A 14,999-nucleotide genomic window follows, 5' to 3' on the forward strand; every position below is an offset into this window, starting at 1 on the left:
TGTCGGCCTCCCCTTGCCTCCACCTCCATTCCTGCTAAACTACCGCGCCGTTACAGGTCCATGCCGGAATAGCTCAGTCGGTAGAGCAACTGATTCGTAATCAGTAGGTCGGAGGTTCGATTCCTCTTTCCGGCACCATCTTCCGGCACTATCCGCCCCCCTCGCAGTCCGCTTCAATCCCGATTCCCTTGATTCGAATAGCTGCGGTGCGGCCTGGACGCCGATGATGATCCGTGTCAGGCGGCACTCTCACCGTGCTTTTTGTGACGGCGTTGCCAGTCGCTCAGATCATCCATGAGCGCCGCTTCCAAAACCTGTGCCGGTGCTCTTGTGGCCGCCAGCGCGTCGCGTTGCTCGCGGTATACCGAGGATAGTGCTTCCGTGGGGACGTCGTTCCCTTCATCGTTCATCCGCCGCCGCAACGCCGAAAAGAGCGCCGGCTCCGGAGTCCGCGTCAGTAAACGCTCCCGGTCGATATCCTCAATGGCGTGTTCCTCGGCCCAGAACATCACCGCGTCCCGCCAGACCATGGAGTACGGAGCGTGCTCGAAAGTGAAGCGCCGATCCGCTTGCGGACGCCCCAGCACATCCGGGTTACGCTCCACGGAGAAGGCCGGAATCCAGTCGTCTCCGGACGCATAAAAGGCGGCGGTGAGCCCATGAACCCCCAGGCCGCGCCCCGGCCGTGTGTCGGGGTGATCGCTGGTCACGAATCGCTGATAGTGCCGTTCCCGTTTCTCGATTTTCCATTCCAGGTCCATTCCCACGGCGCTTAACCACTGGTATTGGATCCATAGGTTGGATTTATCCTGGGATGACGCTGTCCGGGTGGAAAACGTCGCTTTTCTGGTATGACCGTCGATACGGGCCGTCACCAGGAACCCGACGAAACCGCGCGGGTGTTCGTCTGGGGCAAAATACTCAATCATTGACGTGATGGTCCTCGTTACATCACCCGCCTGGATCACACCAGGGCAGGCGACAGACTGACGATTCAACCGCGTCCCAGCGAATGAAGCCTCCTTTATCGTGAACGGTAGTGTAGTGCATCTCGGGCAGTCTTTACGTTCCCTTTAAAGCCCCGTTTACGTTTTTACACGCTTTTTTCACATCAAATGCCACTTTCGCGTTCAGTTTCCCCTCAGATTGCCTTTCTTCCGGGTAGCAAGCGCTATCGGTCCTTGAAAGCATCGGTGGGAACGCCAAATCGTTCGGAAAGGGCACAAATCTGGCGCCAGTTGAGCGTTCGTCTGCCGGACAGGATGGAAGAAACCACGGACTGAGCCCCGATTTCCGGCAACTGGCTCTGGTTTACCCCGTGCTCCCGCATGAGGTAACGCAGCACATCAATGCCCGCGACATCAGACATTGGGCGGTGTGTTTCATCGTAGGCCTTGATGACATCACCCAGGCGCGCCGCCAGGCTCGCCAGGGAGTGCTGTTCATCGTCCCCAATGGCGTCAAGCAGTTCATCCAGAGCTTCGACCTTGGCATCGTAATCCGCCTCGCTCTCCGGCTCGTCAAGCAACGGAGCAATGTGGGCCCAATGCATGGCGGCTTGATCAAGAATGGCAGTCATGGATCACTCCTTCCATTGACCCTTGTCATACTCGCGGTGATCGAGAATGGCGCGAATGTAGACCCGTTTGAAGCGGTAGTGAACGACGGCGATCAAACGGATCTTGTTGCCGCCGATGTCGAACACATGATGACGCCCCACTTTGTCGGTCGCTGGGAAGATGCTCTTCATCGCCGCGAAGTCCTTGGGCTCGCTGGCCTTCATCAGTCGGTACCATATATCCAGCGCCGTGGCTGCCCGCGGCCATTTCTCCTTGGCCTCCCAGATTCGCTTCTGTGTGATGATGTGCATGATCTTCCTTGAAGCTACGAAACCACATTATAGCAAACCGCTATATTTGGCAAGATGCTCAGCCACTGAACTCTCCATCCATGGAGCATTGGAACATCAGAGTTCTCTAACTGGAGTAATTGGGGTCAGGCTAGCAAACGAGCAAGGGATGTCTGTAGGAAATCGTCGCGCCCCACATGTGTTCGCGATTACAAAGCGGGAGTCCGAATCAAGAGGAATTCGCCCCGATCACGACCGGTGGTGGACATAATGCCGTTCGCGGCTTTCCTGGCGTGCTTTCACGTCGATGGAATACTCCGCCGTCGGCCTGGCCAACAGCCGCTCGATGCCGATCGGCTCACCGCTTTCCAGACAGTAGCCATAATCGCCGGTAGTCAGCCGGCGCAAAGCGCCGTCCACTTTTTTCAGCAGTCCGATGTTGCGCTCAATGGTCCTCAACAGATAGCGCCGGTCTTCCTCCGCACTGGCAAGATCAAAGTCGTCCGGTTGGCGCTCATCGGACTGCAGCGCCAGACGGTAAGTCGCCAGGTCCGCTTCAATCTCCTTTCTCATCGCCAGCAAACATTGCCGGAAGAACATCTGTTGCCGCCGGTTCATGTAGTCACGTTTGGGCATCCGCCGCAGCGCTGCTTCGGTCAGCGCCCGGGCCTGTTCGGCCGGGGCGGTGTGGTCAGGCATGGTGTGCTCCTGTTGGAAAGGGCGGTTGGTTTACTGAATGTTATGATATAACATAAATTAAACTCGGATCCGGAACCACCCTTGGAACCGGTCCAGCGCGCTCTTTCCTCGGGGGAGGAACAGAGCCCTTGCCGCTTGTTATCCATTTTCGGCGCCGCTGGCGCCCTTCGTGAGGCTCAGATGTTTCGACGTTCACTGGTATCCCTTGTGTCGCTCTCGTCCGCTGTCACCGCCAGCCCGGCCCTGGCCCTCGGCGAGGAAACCCAGCAGCGCCGCCAGCCCGCCACCCTGCCAGCCATTGTGGTTACCGCCACGGCCTCGGAGCGGAACGAAGCGGATACCCCCGCCAGCGTGTCGGTGATCGACGGCGATGATCTGCGCCAACGGCCCGTGCACGATCTTTCCGACGCGGTCCGGGATGCGGTCGGTATCGACGTGGAGAGCGTTGGCCTCGGCAGACGCGGCATCTCGATCCGGGGCATGAGTTCCGAACACACCCTGGTACTGATCGACGGCCAACGCATCAACAATTCCGCTTCCGCCATTGCTCACTCGGATTTCGAGCTGGGCTGGATGCCGGTGGACGCCATCGAACGGGTGGAAGTGGTTCGCGGGCCGATGTCGTCGCTGTACGGTTCGGAAGCGCTGGGTGGCGTGGTCAATATCCTTTCCCGTTCCGCCACCGATCAGTGGCGGGGATCGTTCAGCAGCCAGGCCCTGATCAGCGATCACAGCCTGGACGGGAACCACTATAAAGGCGGTTTCTACGCCGGAGGTCCGTTGGTGCCAGGAACCCTGGGAGTAAACGTCTGGGGTGAATACCGCCGTCGCGACGCCCTGCTCGACGCCGCCGACCCCGAACTCACCGCCCTGGACGAACAGCGCGCCACCACTGGCCATGTGGGTTTGACCTGGACCCCGGATCCCTATCAACGCATCGACCTCTCCGTGGACGCCGGCAACGAGGATCTGGAAGGCGTTCGCGCCGGCCCCTACCAATCCGACAATGAAGTGCAGCGCCGCCGTTATTCTCTCTCCCACCGGGGCGATTGGGGCTGGGGCAACAGTCAGGTCCGGCTCTATCGAAGCACCCTGGATCGCGAGACTTACCGCGGTGACGGCGCGGATACCACCGGCCCCAACCGGTTCACCGACACCGTGCTTGACGGCCGTGTGGGCTGGATCGCCGGGGGCTCGCACAAGCTCACCATCGGCAGCGAGGTGCGGCGCGAGGAACTGGAAGACCCCAATATCAACAGCAAGGGCAAGGACGACCTGACCCACTACGCCGCCTTCGCCCAGGACGAAATCTTTCTCGGCGAAAAATGGGAGCTGGTACTCGGCAGCCGCTTCGACCATCACCAGGACTTCGGCTGGGAAACCAGCCCACGCGCCTATCTGCTGTTCCACCCCACTGACCAGTTGACCTTCAAGGCCGGTGCCGGTCACGGCTTCAAGGCGCCAACCCTGAAACAGCTGTCACCGGAATTCGAATCCCGGGCGGCCATGGGCGGGCGCGGTATCATCCGGGGCAACCCGAACCTGGAGCCGGAGACCAACCGTTCCTTTGAACTGGGTGCCACGCTCACTCAGGACCGCTGGTCCGCCGGTGCCACCCTGTTCCACAACGACGTGCGCAACCTGATCGAAACCGTGCGCCAGCCGACTTGCTTCGAACCCGGTTACGTCTGTCTGGAATACGACAACATTGCCAAGGCGCGCCTGCGCGGACTGGAGCTGACCGCCGCGGTGGATCTGCTCGAACGCTGGCGGCTGGAAGCCAACTACACCTATCTGGATGCCCGCGACCGGACCAACGACGAACGCCCGGCCGACCGTTCCCGGCACCGCGCCAACACCACACTGATCTGGCGGACCACCGACCGGATCAGCACCCGTGTCCGCGCCGAGTACGTCGGTTCCCAGTATCGTTCCGACACCGAGCGCGACCGGCCGGATCACACCTTGCTGTACAGCTATGTGGACTACGCCTTCAGCCCCGGGATCAGCCTGCACGCCGGTGTCGAAAACCTTACCGACGAGCGCCTGGCCAATGACGACCCTGATCTCTACGACCGTGCCGACGAAGGACGGCGCTATTTTGTCGGCCTGACGGCCACATTCTGATGAGCGCACAGCCCCTGCACTATTTCCGGTTGCTCCTGACCTGTCTGCTGATCGGCCTGTCAGGAGCGGCCGCCGCCGAGCCATTGATACAGGTCTTTCACAACGATTTCGTGTCGGCGGAAAAATTTCAGCAGCTGCGAACCTTCGCCAAACAGGAAGGCATGGCGCTGCGGCACCTGAACGTGGAGACCAGCACAGCGGCCACAGTGCGGCAAGCGGCAAGCTCCGCCGCGCTGATCGTCCTGGACGTACCGCGCCCGAATGATCGCGTGATGGTGACGCAAAAGCTGGACGTCATTCCGGAGTACAGCGAACGCCCCCGCTTGATCATCGGTGGCGGCCGGCCCGGCTGGGAACAGTTACAGCCCCGCCACGGCGGCGTCCTGAGCGCCTTGTACGCCGCCGGAGGCGAGCACAATTTCCGTCGTTTCTTTGCTCTGGCCAAAGCGTTGCAAGGCGGCGCCCCCGCCCCGGCGCATCTGCTCGAGGCCCCCGAAGCCTTGCCCGGCAACGGCTTCTACCACCCGCGCGCGCCCCGTGTTTTCGAGCACATTGACGACTATCTTGGCTGGCATGACACACAGCGGCAGAGCCGGCCCGAAGGCCGGGTGGCGTTCCTGATTCACCGGGGCGTGGTCTCCGACCTGCTCACCCGCGAAGTGGATACCCTGATCGCCCGCAGCGAAGCCGCCGGTCTGCTGCCAATCGTATTCTGGTTCGACGCCGCCGGTTCGGAAGGGCTGAGCGACGCCCTCGGCAACGGGCGGGTGGATGTCCTGGTCAACCTCACTCACCTGCGTGACGGTAAGGCGCGCCGCCGGGATTTCCTCGCACTGGACATTCCGGTGATCCAGACATTGCGGTTCCGTGACGGGGAAGCCGGCGACTGGCCCGACGCCAAAAGCGGTGTGGCTCCACGTACTACCGCCGTGTTTCTGGCTACCCCCGAAGGCTGGGGCATCAGCGACCCCACCGTGCTTTCCGCCATCACCGGCGGCGTGGACGATCTGTTGCCGGCACAAACCGATGCGCTGATCGGCAAACTGCGCAGTCTGGTGGCACTGCGCCATACACCGGCGGCGGACAAGAAACTGGCGCTGATGTACTGGAATTACCCGGCTGGCGAGAAGAACCTGGGCGCATCGAACCTCAACCTTCCACGCAGTATTGTGTCCATTCAGACTGCCCTGACCGAGGCGGGATACTCGGTGGGTGAACCAGTGACCGAGCAGCAGGTGATCGCCGCCGGCCAGCGCATGCTCGGCGCTCTGTACGGCACGGTATCGCTGGACGAGTTGCTGGCCGAGGACATGGCCGCGCTGTTCCCCGTGGACGAATACCAGCAGTGGCTGGCGCGGTTGCCGTCATCACGTCGAGCCGAACTGAAGCGCGGCGGTGAACCCGAACGCCATGACGCTGTGCGGGAGGTGAACGGCAAGCTCTATTTTGTCATTCCACGCTGGCGGCTCGGACGGCTGCTGGTGATGCCGCAAATACCGCGCACCGGAGATCCATCGGCACATTACCATGACACCGACAGCATCCCCGATCCTCTCTATATGGCCGCCTATCTGTATTTGCAACGACAATACCAGGCCAACGCGCTGATCCATCTGGGCACCCACGGCACCCAGGAATGGCTGCCCGGCAAGGACCGAGGTCTCGCCGCCAGCGATTACCCCTGGCTGGCGGTGGGCGATCTGCCGGTGTTTTATCCCTACATTCAGGACAACGTCGGCGAAGCCATCCAGGCCAAGCGCCGTGGCCGCGCCGTCACCATCAGCCATCAGACACCGCCGTTCGCGCCGGCCGGGCTGTACGACCAGCTACGTGACCTGCACCATCTGATTCATGAATATCAGCAACTGGATCCCGGCATGGTGCGTGAGCAAGTCAGCGCGCGTATCCGTGAAGCCACCATCGACGCGCACTTGCATGAAGATCTGGGCTGGACGGCGCAACAGACCGAGCAGGACTTCGCCACTTTCCTGCAACAGCTGCACGATCATCTGCACGAGCTGGCGCGCGCCGCCATGCCGCTGGGGTTGCATACCTTTGGCGAACCCGCCAAGGACGAACATCGCATCAGCACTGTCATGCAACAGCTCGGCGAGCCGTTCTACACCGCCCTGGGAACGGACCATGAAGAACTGTTCGCCGTCGACCAGGATGACTTGAGCACCACTCTCCCCTATCAAACGGTGCGTCGTTTCCTCGACCCCGAAGCCTCGCAGGATACGCCCGATGACCTCGCGGACTTTGCCGGTCGAGCGCGGCAACTGAATCAGCACTTGATCAATACCCAAGAGAATGAAGCGCTGCTGGCCGGGCTGGAGGGCCGCTTCGTGCGGCCCGGCTCCGGTGGTGATCCGATCCGCAATCCGGACGTGGCCAGCGGCCGTAATCTGTACGCCTTCGAAGCCGACAAGATCCCGGCCCGGGCCGCCTACGACGCCGCCGGCACCGCCTATACACAACTGGTGCAGGCCTTCCGCGCCGAGCATGACGGCGCCTGGCCGCGCAAGCTGGCGTTCAGCCTGTGGGCTTCGGAGGCGATTCGTCATCTCGGCGTGACCGAAGCACAAATCCTGCACGCGCTGGGCCTGCGGCCGGTCTGGGACAGCGCCGGCCGGGTCACCGAGCTGGAGATCATTCCCGCCGCGGAACTGGGGCGCCCCAGAACCGACGTGGTGGTGCAGGTCACCGGCGTTTATCGCGATCAATTCGACAGCTTCATGCGGCTGCTCGACGACGCGCTGACACGGCTGGCCAAGCTGGACGAACCCGGCAATCCAATCGCCATCAACAACCGGCGCATCGCCGCCGCTTTGCGGCAACAGGGCCTGCCGGACGCCGAAGCGGAAGCCGCCGCGCGCCATCGGCTGTTCGGCAATGCCCCCGGCGAGTACGGCACCGGTGTGCCCGATCTGGCCCTGCGTTCCACCGAGTGGGAAGACGACGACGTCCTGGCACGGCAATTCCTCGCCAGCAGCCGCCACGCTTACGGTGGCCAAAGCTGGGGGGACAGTCCCGGGACGGCCAACCTGCTGGCCGAGCAACTGCACGGCACCGAGGCGGCGATCATGTCACGCTCGTCAAACCTGCACGGCGTGCTGTCCACCGACCATCCCTTTGAATTTCTTGGCGGCTTGTCGTCGGCCATTCGTCATCTGGACGGCAAGGCGCCGCAGTTATTGATCTCCGACTTGCGCGGCGGCGCCGTCAACACCACCGGCCTGGAACGCTTCCTCGCCAACGAATTGCGCGTGCGTTACCTCAACCCGCAATGGATCGGCGCCATGCAGCAGGAAGGTTACGCCGGCACCCTGGAGGTCCTCAACGCCACCAACAATCTGTTCGGCTGGCAGGCCATGGATCCCGACACCGTGCGCGACGACCAGTGGCAGTCGCTGTTCGACACCTATGTCACTGATACCCGCGACCTGGGTACCAATGAATGGTTCGAGCAGCATAACCCCACCGCTCAGGCACAGCTCCTGGAACGCATGGCCGAGGCCATCCGCAAGGGCTACTGGGACGCTTCCGAGCAAACCCGCCGCCAATTGGCGCAACGCTGGCAAACCCTGTCGGAACAGTTCGAAGTGGACACCGGCGCCGAGGTGACCCGCCGCTTCATCGCCGACATGGCGCGGGGCTTCGGGCTGAGCACCGGCCCCGCACCGGACAACGACGCCGCGCCCGACACCGATATGCCGGAACCCCGGGAAGCCGCCAATGCGCCCTCCCAAACCCTGGAGGGTCAGGTTCTGGAGCCGGTGGCGGCCAACTCCGCGCAGGACCATAACCGCCAATGGTGGGCGCTGTTGCTGATGTTGCTATTGATCGGCGCTGGCGGCCTGCGGCAAGTGCTAAGCCAACGCCATGCGCCGGGCTGACCCGGCGCCCGCTATCGACCCAGAAAAATTCGCCCCAAGAACCCTGACCAACAGAGACCTGCATGACCGCTTTCTCCGAAATCGAATCCCTGCTCTACGCCGTTTCCCGCCTGTTCCTGGCGCCCGTCATGGTGCTGATCGCCGCCGCCCTGGCCTACGCGCTGGTCATGTTTGGTGCCTTCGCCGTGGAAGCCTGGCAGCGCCGGCGGGCGAATCATCCAAGCGCGCTGTTTGCCTTCGCCCGGCAAGGTATCGGCCCGGACGAGGCGAAACGACAGCCGGCCAGTGACGATCTGGAACTGTGGATCATGAGGCGCTTGGAATGGCTGCGCATCGTGTCCCGCACCGCGCCCATGCTCGGCCTGATCGCCACCATGATCCCCATGGGCCCGGCGCTGTTGGCACTGGGGAATAACGACGCCGGCGCCGTCGGCAAAAACATGGTGGCCGCGTTTTCCGCCGTGATCCTGGCTCTGTTGGCGGCCAGCATCTGCTTTTTCATCCTCACCGTTCGCCGGCGCTGGTTGCTGCAGGACCTGCTCGAACTGGAACAGCAACGCCACCAGGAGGGGCGGCACTGATGCGCTTTCTGGACGACGAGGACGCCAACGATCCGATGCTCTCGGTGGTCAATCTGATCGACCTTTTCCTGGTCATCATTGGCATGCTGATGGTGGTGATCGCGCAGAACCCGCTGAATCCGTTCTCGCAGGACAAGGTGGTGGTAGTGGAAAACCCGGGCGAGGCCGACATGCGCATCACCATCAAGGACGGGCAGGAACTGACGCGCTACGAATCCAACGGCGAAGTCGGCCAGGGCCAAGGATCACGGGCCGGCGTCACCTACCGGCTCGATGACGGACGCATGATCTACGTGCCGGAAGAATGAACCGGACTATTCCGCCCGATACTGTTCCTTCAGCTCCGCCAGACGCTGCCCCGCTGTTTCGCTGAACGCATGATCATCGAACAGCGGCTCGCCCTCCGCGCCATCCAGTCCCACCACGGTGACACTGAACTGCGCGTCTTCGGGGACATCCGGATCGCCCCAGGGGCCAAAACGGCTCGGTGACAGGCTCCAGGTGGCTTTTTCTCCCGGCTCCAGACCACCGGGAATCTCGTAGCTGAAATCGTCCTCGAACCAGGGCACGCTGCGATCCGGGCTGATGAAACGCCCCTGGAAGTGCGCCCGGGACACCGGCTTATCGGTACCGTTCACCACCGACAGCTCAATGACCGGTTCCTTGCCGAACATCTTGCGGTCCTTCATGAAGAAATTGGCCGAGGCCACCTGAAATCGGGACAAGGCCGCCCGCTCCCGATCCGCTTTGGCTTTCTCCGCCTCCAGGGCTTTGATTTCTTCCTCCGCCTTGTCCCTGCGGGCCTGTTCCCGGGCCTGCTGAATGCGATCCGCCTGGGCGATCACCGCCTTGGCGGTCTTGCCATTCAGGGCGAGCCGCAAAATCTCTTGCACATCATCGGGATCGCCTTCCACGGAGGCAGCGAAATTCGTTTTATCGGAGACGATCACTTGCAGCGCTTGCTCGAAGCGGTCGGCCTGCTCCGGCGGCAAACCATCGCGGACCTGGGCGATGGACGTTTGCAACGTCTGTTCGGAACCGCCATCAATGGTGGATTCGGAGCAAGCGGTCAATGCCACCGTGGCGACGGCCACCAGCAAAGCGCCACGGCATCGGGATATTCCTTTCATAGAACCTCCGTGATCAGTGCAGGCCGGACTATAGCACCCCCTTGTGAACACGAACCATACCGGGCGCACAAGACAAGTATCGCGACCTGCTTACCGATCTAACGGAGCGGCTGTAGATACCATCTCTCCTAACAGGCCACAACGACGTTAAGTCGTTTGTGGTCTGTATTCCTGCTGATGCTTGAGCACGCCGTAAGCGATATGCAGGAGTTTCCGCATCGCCGCAACGACAATGCTCAAGCCCGCCTTGCCTTACGCCGCCATACGCTGCTTGAGGGCCCGCACTTCCGGGGTGTACGTCTGCGCCGTCACGCCCGACATATACAGCGTTTTCCGCAACAAGCCCGCGGAACCGCGACCTATCCGGGACGGTTTGTCCACCGAGGTGCCGGATTGTCGGTGTCGGGGCACCAGGCCCACGAACGCCGCCCATTGCCGGGCACTACCGAACGTTCGGCTGTGGTAGCTGCACAACAGCACCCGCGAGGACGCCTCACCAATCGCCGGAATGCTCTCCAGTAACGCCCGCTCCCGCTTCAGGTGCGGATGACCATCGATGTGATCATCGATGTCGTCCTTCAACCGACGGATCTCCGCCTCCAGCGCTGTGATCATGTCCCGGATCGACGCCGTCACTCGCGCTGGGGTCGTGGTCGCCAGGGCTTTTTCCAAGCGATGCTGCTCTCGGTCCCGATCCTTCTCCAGGGCTCTGAGCCGCCCAAGAAGCCCTCGCAGATGCCGGATCTCCTCCGGTTCCGGCTGCCACCGGGACAGGCGATCGCCTTTCTCCAGCCCATACCGGGCCAGCACACCGCTATCCTGCTTGTCCGTCTTATGCGTTTGCCCTTCGGACTTAGCGAAGTGGTGGACCCATTTCGGGTTCGCCACGATCACCACAAAGCCCGCCTCGTGCAGGGCATACGCGACCGTTTCGTGATACACGCTGGTCGATTCCAGAACCACACGAACCGCCTGCGGCGGCGCCCCGGTTTTCTCCTGCAGCCAGCGGATCAGCGCTGGCATCTCCCGGGCGTGATTGCGGAACACCCGAGTTTTGATCTTGTTGCGCTGGGGATCGCGCAGCCACAGCACATCCAGCTTCGCCTTACTGACGTCAATACCCACATTCTCCATCTTCCCATTCCTCGCCTTGTCTATACGGCTTCATCCCGTTGCTCCGGGAGAGCCCGGTTACCATTCAGGGTTGGAAGAAAAGGGCCGGGGCCTGATCTACAGCACAGGATCAACGTCCTCAGGAGCCTGACAGGTTGCTCCCGGCCCAGGACATCGTATTAGCTAGCTTTAACAATGCCCTCGGAGAGATACAAGGAGCTTGCCCTGCAAGCGAATAGCCCAACGAAGGAGGGCCTGGTTCGCCAGCAAGGCTAGCTCCTACGGATATGCTACGAAGCCGCTGTGGGAGCTTGCCTGCAAGCGAATAGCCCAACGCTGGAAGGCCTGGTTCGCCAGCAAGGCTAGCTCCTACAGCGGCTTCGTGGCCAGTGGGGGATGCGAAGCGGGCGGTTTCGGAGCTAGTAGAGGATCAGCGCTTCGGCGGCCGCTTCTGTAGCATGCGTTGCAAACTGCGGCGGTGCATGCCCAGGCGGCGGGCGGTTTCGGAAATATTACCTTCGGCGTCGTTCAAGACCCGCTGAATGTGCTCCCAGCTGGCGCGACGCACCGACATGGGGTCCGCTTCCAGGGCCTCCTCCCGGGACGTCGCCTCGCCATGGAGCGCCGCCACCAGAACCTCGATATCCACCGGTTTGGTCAGGTAGTCCATGGCCCCGCTCTTGATTGCCGACACCGCCGTGGCAATACTCGCGTATCCGGTCAGCACCACAATGCGGCATTCCGGATCCGCCGCCAGAAGTCGGGGAATCAAAGCCAGCCCCGATGCCTCGCCCAGACGCAAGTCGAGAACCGCGTAGCGGGGACGAAAAGACAGCAACTGCGCCTCGGCGTCCTCCACGGAGGCCGCATCGCGGACCTCGAATCCCTGTTGTGTCAGCACCCGGGAAGCGGTTGTCCGGAAAGCGTCATCGTCCTCAATGAGGATAAGCTTCGAGTTCGGCGTACTCATGTTCTATCGGCTCCCTACGAATACGTTCCATCGGCAAGCGGAAGCAGGCCATGGCGCCAACGTCTTCGCGATTGTGGAAAACCAGGCTGCCTCCCAGGCGATGGACGATGCCCATGGCCAGGTAGATTCCCAGGCCGGAACCTTCCACGCCGACACGGCCACCGAGCGGCTCCCGCCCCAGATATGGCACCAATGCAGCGGGAATGCCCGGCCCCTGGTCACACACTTCGATCACCAGTTGTCCGGTCTCGACGGCGGCGATGATCGTCACCTGGTCACTGGCCCGGCAGGCATTGGCCACCACAGTGGACAGGGCATGATCCAAAGCCCGGTCATAGCGGACAGTGAGTCCTTCCGGATACCGCCCGACATTCAATTGCAGGGTCACATCCGGCGACACCGATCGCCAACGGCGGGCCAGACCTTCAAGCCAATCGTTCAATCCCACTTCATTGCCCCGCTCTGATCGCAACTCGCGAATCGAATCGGAAAGATCATCGATGGTGTGCCGGCAGCGGTTGACCTGCTGCCGGAGCAACACCAGCCGTGCCCTGAGTTCCGGGTCTTGCAGGTCCCCTTCCAGTTCCTGGGCGAGCATCGAGATGGTTGCCAAAGGCGTGCCCAACTCGTGGGCGGTCCCGGCGGCGATCGCTCCGATTTCCGCCAGATGCTCGTTTTCCATGGCTCGCTCGCGGGCCTGGGACAGTTCGGCATCCATCTGCCGCAGCGTTTGCCGGGTACGTACCACGAAAAAAATGATCATGCCGGCGCTGACCACGAAGCACAGCCACATGCCGGTGCGGTGCAATAACGGAGGCGGCAACCACGCCAGATGCTCCAGCATGGGCAGCGGCGAATAATCAATCAGCAACAGGGAATAACAAAGCAGCGCCACGATGGCCAGGATCAGAGTGCGCCACACGGTCAACATTGCCGCGGCAAACACCAGCGGCACCAACAGTATGAATATGAACGGATTGGTATGGCCGCCACTAAGGTACAGCAGCATCGTCAGTTGGGCGATGTCCAACAGAATATGAGCCGCCACTTCCCACTGCGCCACCCGTGTCCCCCCGCGCAGCCGGCGCTGAGTCCACACATTCACTATCAATAGCGCCAGTATCAGGGCCAGCATGGGTACCAGCGGCAGCGGCACCTCCAGCGCGAGCCAGACGCTGGCGATCACCAGCACCTGCCCGATCAACATGGTATACCGCAGCCGAACCAAGCGGCTCAGATGGGCCGTTTCCACGTTATCCGACATATCATCATCTCAACTCAATTCACCTTATTCTGCCCTGATCGACCCGGGCCTGCCTGCGACAATAGGTCGCAGGACCGCGCACATCCGTTCATGCAGAATAACATTCTGTCGGCGGCAATGGATTAAACGCTTGTCCACCGACGGAGTGATCCGCAATGGGATTCACAACTGGAGAGTCATCATGAAAGGTCTATCTGTACGTAGTTTTCTCATCGGCGCTGTCCTGGCTTCCGGGCTGACACTAGGCGGCATGGTGATCGCCAGCGGCGACACAGGAACCGGTGGCGCCATGAGCATGATGTCGCAAATGCACAGCATGATGAGCAAATGCAGCACAATGATGGACGGTACCGGGGAACAAACGCCCCAGCAATCGAAGCCCTGACATGGATATTCAAGGCAGAGCCGGGAACCCTGTTCTCAGGTGTTCTGATAAAGGAAACATGGAATGACGGACAGGTCAGAGCACGCAGGTGATCGGATCGGACATGGCGGCATGATCAGCGCACCACTTCTGTCCATGCTGGTGGTTCCCGCCGCCTATTACCTAATGCGCCGCAATCGGCGTCCTGAATAACGTCACTTTCCATTTCACTATCCCAAGGAGACATCCTATGAAACGTCTGAACCTCTTTATCCTCATCGCGGCTCTGATGCCATTCGCCGCTGTGGCTCATGCTGGAGATATACGGGAACCCGCGTCACCTTTTGACACGGGCACCTCGGCGACGCACCACGCAACCGGGAAAATCGCAAAGGTGGACGGCACCGCCAACATGCTCACTTTAGCCCATGGTCCTGTCACCACATTGAACTGGCCCCCGATGACAATGGCATTCGGAGTACAGAACACCAGGCTCCTGGATAAGCTGTCGGAGGGACAAACCATCGATTTCGAATTCACATACGATGGGAGCAATTACATCATTACCGAAGTCCAGTAGCCCTGCTCCCTGGGCTCTGCCCTGCGACAATCTGTCGCAGGGCAGAGCACGGAAAGCTCGGACAGAATAGAAGAAAGTCACCACGCTCTCGGAAGTAACCTTTCCGGGGTGGCGCTCCGTTAACACACCACAGGAAATACCATGACCAAGCTCATCGTCGGCGCCTTGTCTTTGTGGGTAAGCGGATTAAATGGTTGATCTTACCTTTGCATGAGAGTGAGACAGACCGGCATCTCATCGGATTATCTGGTTGATGCTTCACCTACTGCTGGTGCATGTTTCCTTCGCTAATTCCAGCAAGAACCCCACACGCCTCAACTTCCCGGTCATCGTTGCAACTCGCTCTCAGTGAAACGAGTTGTTTCTCAAGCGCTTGCAGAGCGGTTATCTGCGACCGCACATGAGAGATGTGATCATCGAGCAAGG

The 14,999-nt window shown here is 61.3% G+C and carries 15 protein-coding genes, 1 tRNA gene and 1 pseudogene; 8 read left to right on the plus strand and 9 right to left on the minus strand.

Translation table 11 applies throughout. The annotated features are described in order from the left end of the window. The first annotated feature begins 62 nt into the window (after positions 1 to 62). Positions 63 to 138, plus strand: a tRNA-Thr gene (locus MA04_RS11940). A gap of 98 nt (positions 139 to 236) precedes the next feature. Here MA04_RS11940 and MA04_RS11945 read toward each other — a convergent pair. From MA04_RS11945 to MA04_RS11960, 4 genes are all read right to left on the minus strand, one after another. Beyond that, positions 237 to 929, minus strand: a complete 693-nt coding sequence (locus MA04_RS11945; protein ID WP_163127881.1) for a hypothetical protein — start codon at positions 927 to 929, stop codon at positions 237 to 239. Between the two features lie 242 nt (positions 930 to 1,171). Then, complete coding sequence (locus tag MA04_RS11950; RefSeq protein WP_063140069.1) at positions 1,172 to 1,579, minus strand: helix-turn-helix domain-containing protein; 408 nt, start codon at positions 1,577 to 1,579, stop codon at positions 1,172 to 1,174. 3 nt (positions 1,580 to 1,582) lie between these two features. Next, on the minus strand, positions 1,583 to 1,870 hold the full coding sequence (locus MA04_RS11955; RefSeq protein ID WP_063140070.1) for a type II toxin-antitoxin system HigB family toxin: 288 nt from the start codon (positions 1,868 to 1,870) through the stop codon (positions 1,583 to 1,585). Positions 1,871 to 2,098: 228 nt separating this feature from the next. Continuing rightward, a complete protein-coding gene (locus MA04_RS11960; protein WP_205475493.1) occupies positions 2,099 to 2,548 on the minus strand; it encodes a TraR/DksA family transcriptional regulator in 450 nt (149 codons plus the stop codon). Between the two features lie 180 nt (positions 2,549 to 2,728). Here MA04_RS11960 and MA04_RS11965 point away from each other — a divergent pair, with 180 nt between their 5' ends. From MA04_RS11965 to MA04_RS11980, 4 genes are all read left to right on the plus strand, one after another. Beyond that, the gene (locus MA04_RS11965) at positions 2,729 to 4,675 is read left to right on the plus strand and encodes a TonB-dependent receptor domain-containing protein (protein WP_262460653.1); all 1,947 of its coding nucleotides are present in this window, start codon (positions 2,729 to 2,731) and stop codon (positions 4,673 to 4,675) included. Next, the gene (gene cobN, locus MA04_RS11970) at positions 4,675 to 8,571 is read left to right on the plus strand and encodes a cobaltochelatase subunit CobN (RefSeq protein WP_262460654.1); all 3,897 of its coding nucleotides are present in this window, start codon (positions 4,675 to 4,677) and stop codon (positions 8,569 to 8,571) included. Before MA04_RS11965 ends, cobN begins: the two co-directional genes overlap by 1 nt. Before the next feature lie 62 nt (positions 8,572 to 8,633). Further along, a complete protein-coding gene (locus MA04_RS11975; protein ID WP_262460656.1) occupies positions 8,634 to 9,152 on the plus strand; it encodes a MotA/TolQ/ExbB proton channel family protein in 519 nt (172 codons plus the stop codon). After that, on the plus strand, positions 9,152 to 9,460 hold the full coding sequence (locus tag MA04_RS11980; protein ID WP_262460657.1) for a DUF2149 domain-containing protein: 309 nt from the start codon (positions 9,152 to 9,154) through the stop codon (positions 9,458 to 9,460). Before MA04_RS11975 ends, MA04_RS11980 begins: the two co-directional genes overlap by 1 nt. A 6-nt stretch (positions 9,461 to 9,466) precedes the next feature. On the opposite strand, the gene MA04_RS11985 is transcribed toward MA04_RS11980, so the two are convergent. The 4 genes from MA04_RS11985 to MA04_RS12000 form a co-directional block, all read right to left on the minus strand. Beyond that, positions 9,467 to 10,282 carry a DUF6694 family lipoprotein gene (locus tag MA04_RS11985; protein WP_262460658.1) on the minus strand — a complete coding sequence of 272 codons (816 nt, stop codon included), beginning with the start codon at positions 10,280 to 10,282 and terminating at the stop codon, positions 9,467 to 9,469. A 252-nt stretch (positions 10,283 to 10,534) separates the two neighbouring features. Continuing rightward, a complete protein-coding gene (locus MA04_RS11990; protein WP_262460661.1) occupies positions 10,535 to 11,416 on the minus strand; it encodes an IS110 family transposase in 882 nt (293 codons plus the stop codon). Positions 11,417 to 11,825: 409 nt separating this feature from the next. After that, positions 11,826 to 12,365, minus strand: coding sequence for a response regulator transcription factor (locus tag MA04_RS11995; protein ID WP_262460663.1), 540 nt, complete (start codon positions 12,363 to 12,365; stop codon positions 11,826 to 11,828). Next, positions 12,331 to 13,629, minus strand: coding sequence for an ATP-binding protein (locus MA04_RS12000; RefSeq protein WP_262460665.1), 1,299 nt, complete (start codon positions 13,627 to 13,629; stop codon positions 12,331 to 12,333). Before MA04_RS12000 ends, MA04_RS11995 begins: the two co-directional genes overlap by 35 nt. 181 nt (positions 13,630 to 13,810) lie before the next feature. Between MA04_RS12000 and MA04_RS12005 the strand changes: the two genes are divergently transcribed. From MA04_RS12005 to MA04_RS12015, 3 genes are all read left to right on the plus strand, one after another. Then, entirely contained in the window at positions 13,811 to 14,014 is a 204-nt protein-coding gene (locus MA04_RS12005) for a hypothetical protein (protein ID WP_262460667.1), read from the plus strand. A 63-nt stretch (positions 14,015 to 14,077) separates the two neighbouring features. Then, positions 14,078 to 14,206 carry a hypothetical protein gene (locus MA04_RS12010; RefSeq protein ID WP_262460669.1) on the plus strand — a complete coding sequence of 43 codons (129 nt, stop codon included), beginning with the start codon at positions 14,078 to 14,080 and terminating at the stop codon, positions 14,204 to 14,206. Between the two features lie 37 nt (positions 14,207 to 14,243). After that, positions 14,244 to 14,573 carry a copper-binding protein gene (locus MA04_RS12015; protein WP_262460671.1) on the plus strand — a complete coding sequence of 110 codons (330 nt, stop codon included), beginning with the start codon at positions 14,244 to 14,246 and terminating at the stop codon, positions 14,571 to 14,573. Between the two features lie 262 nt (positions 14,574 to 14,835). On the opposite strand, the pseudogene MA04_RS12020 reads toward MA04_RS12015, so the two are convergent. Continuing rightward, positions 14,836 to 14,999, minus strand: a pseudogene (locus MA04_RS12020) (Cd(II)/Pb(II)-responsive transcriptional regulator); the annotation flags it as partial.

This window comes from Alloalcanivorax balearicus MACL04 (genome assembly GCF_025532145.1).
In the GTDB taxonomy this organism is placed as follows: Bacteria; Pseudomonadota; Gammaproteobacteria; order Pseudomonadales; family Alcanivoracaceae; genus Alloalcanivorax; species Alloalcanivorax balearicus.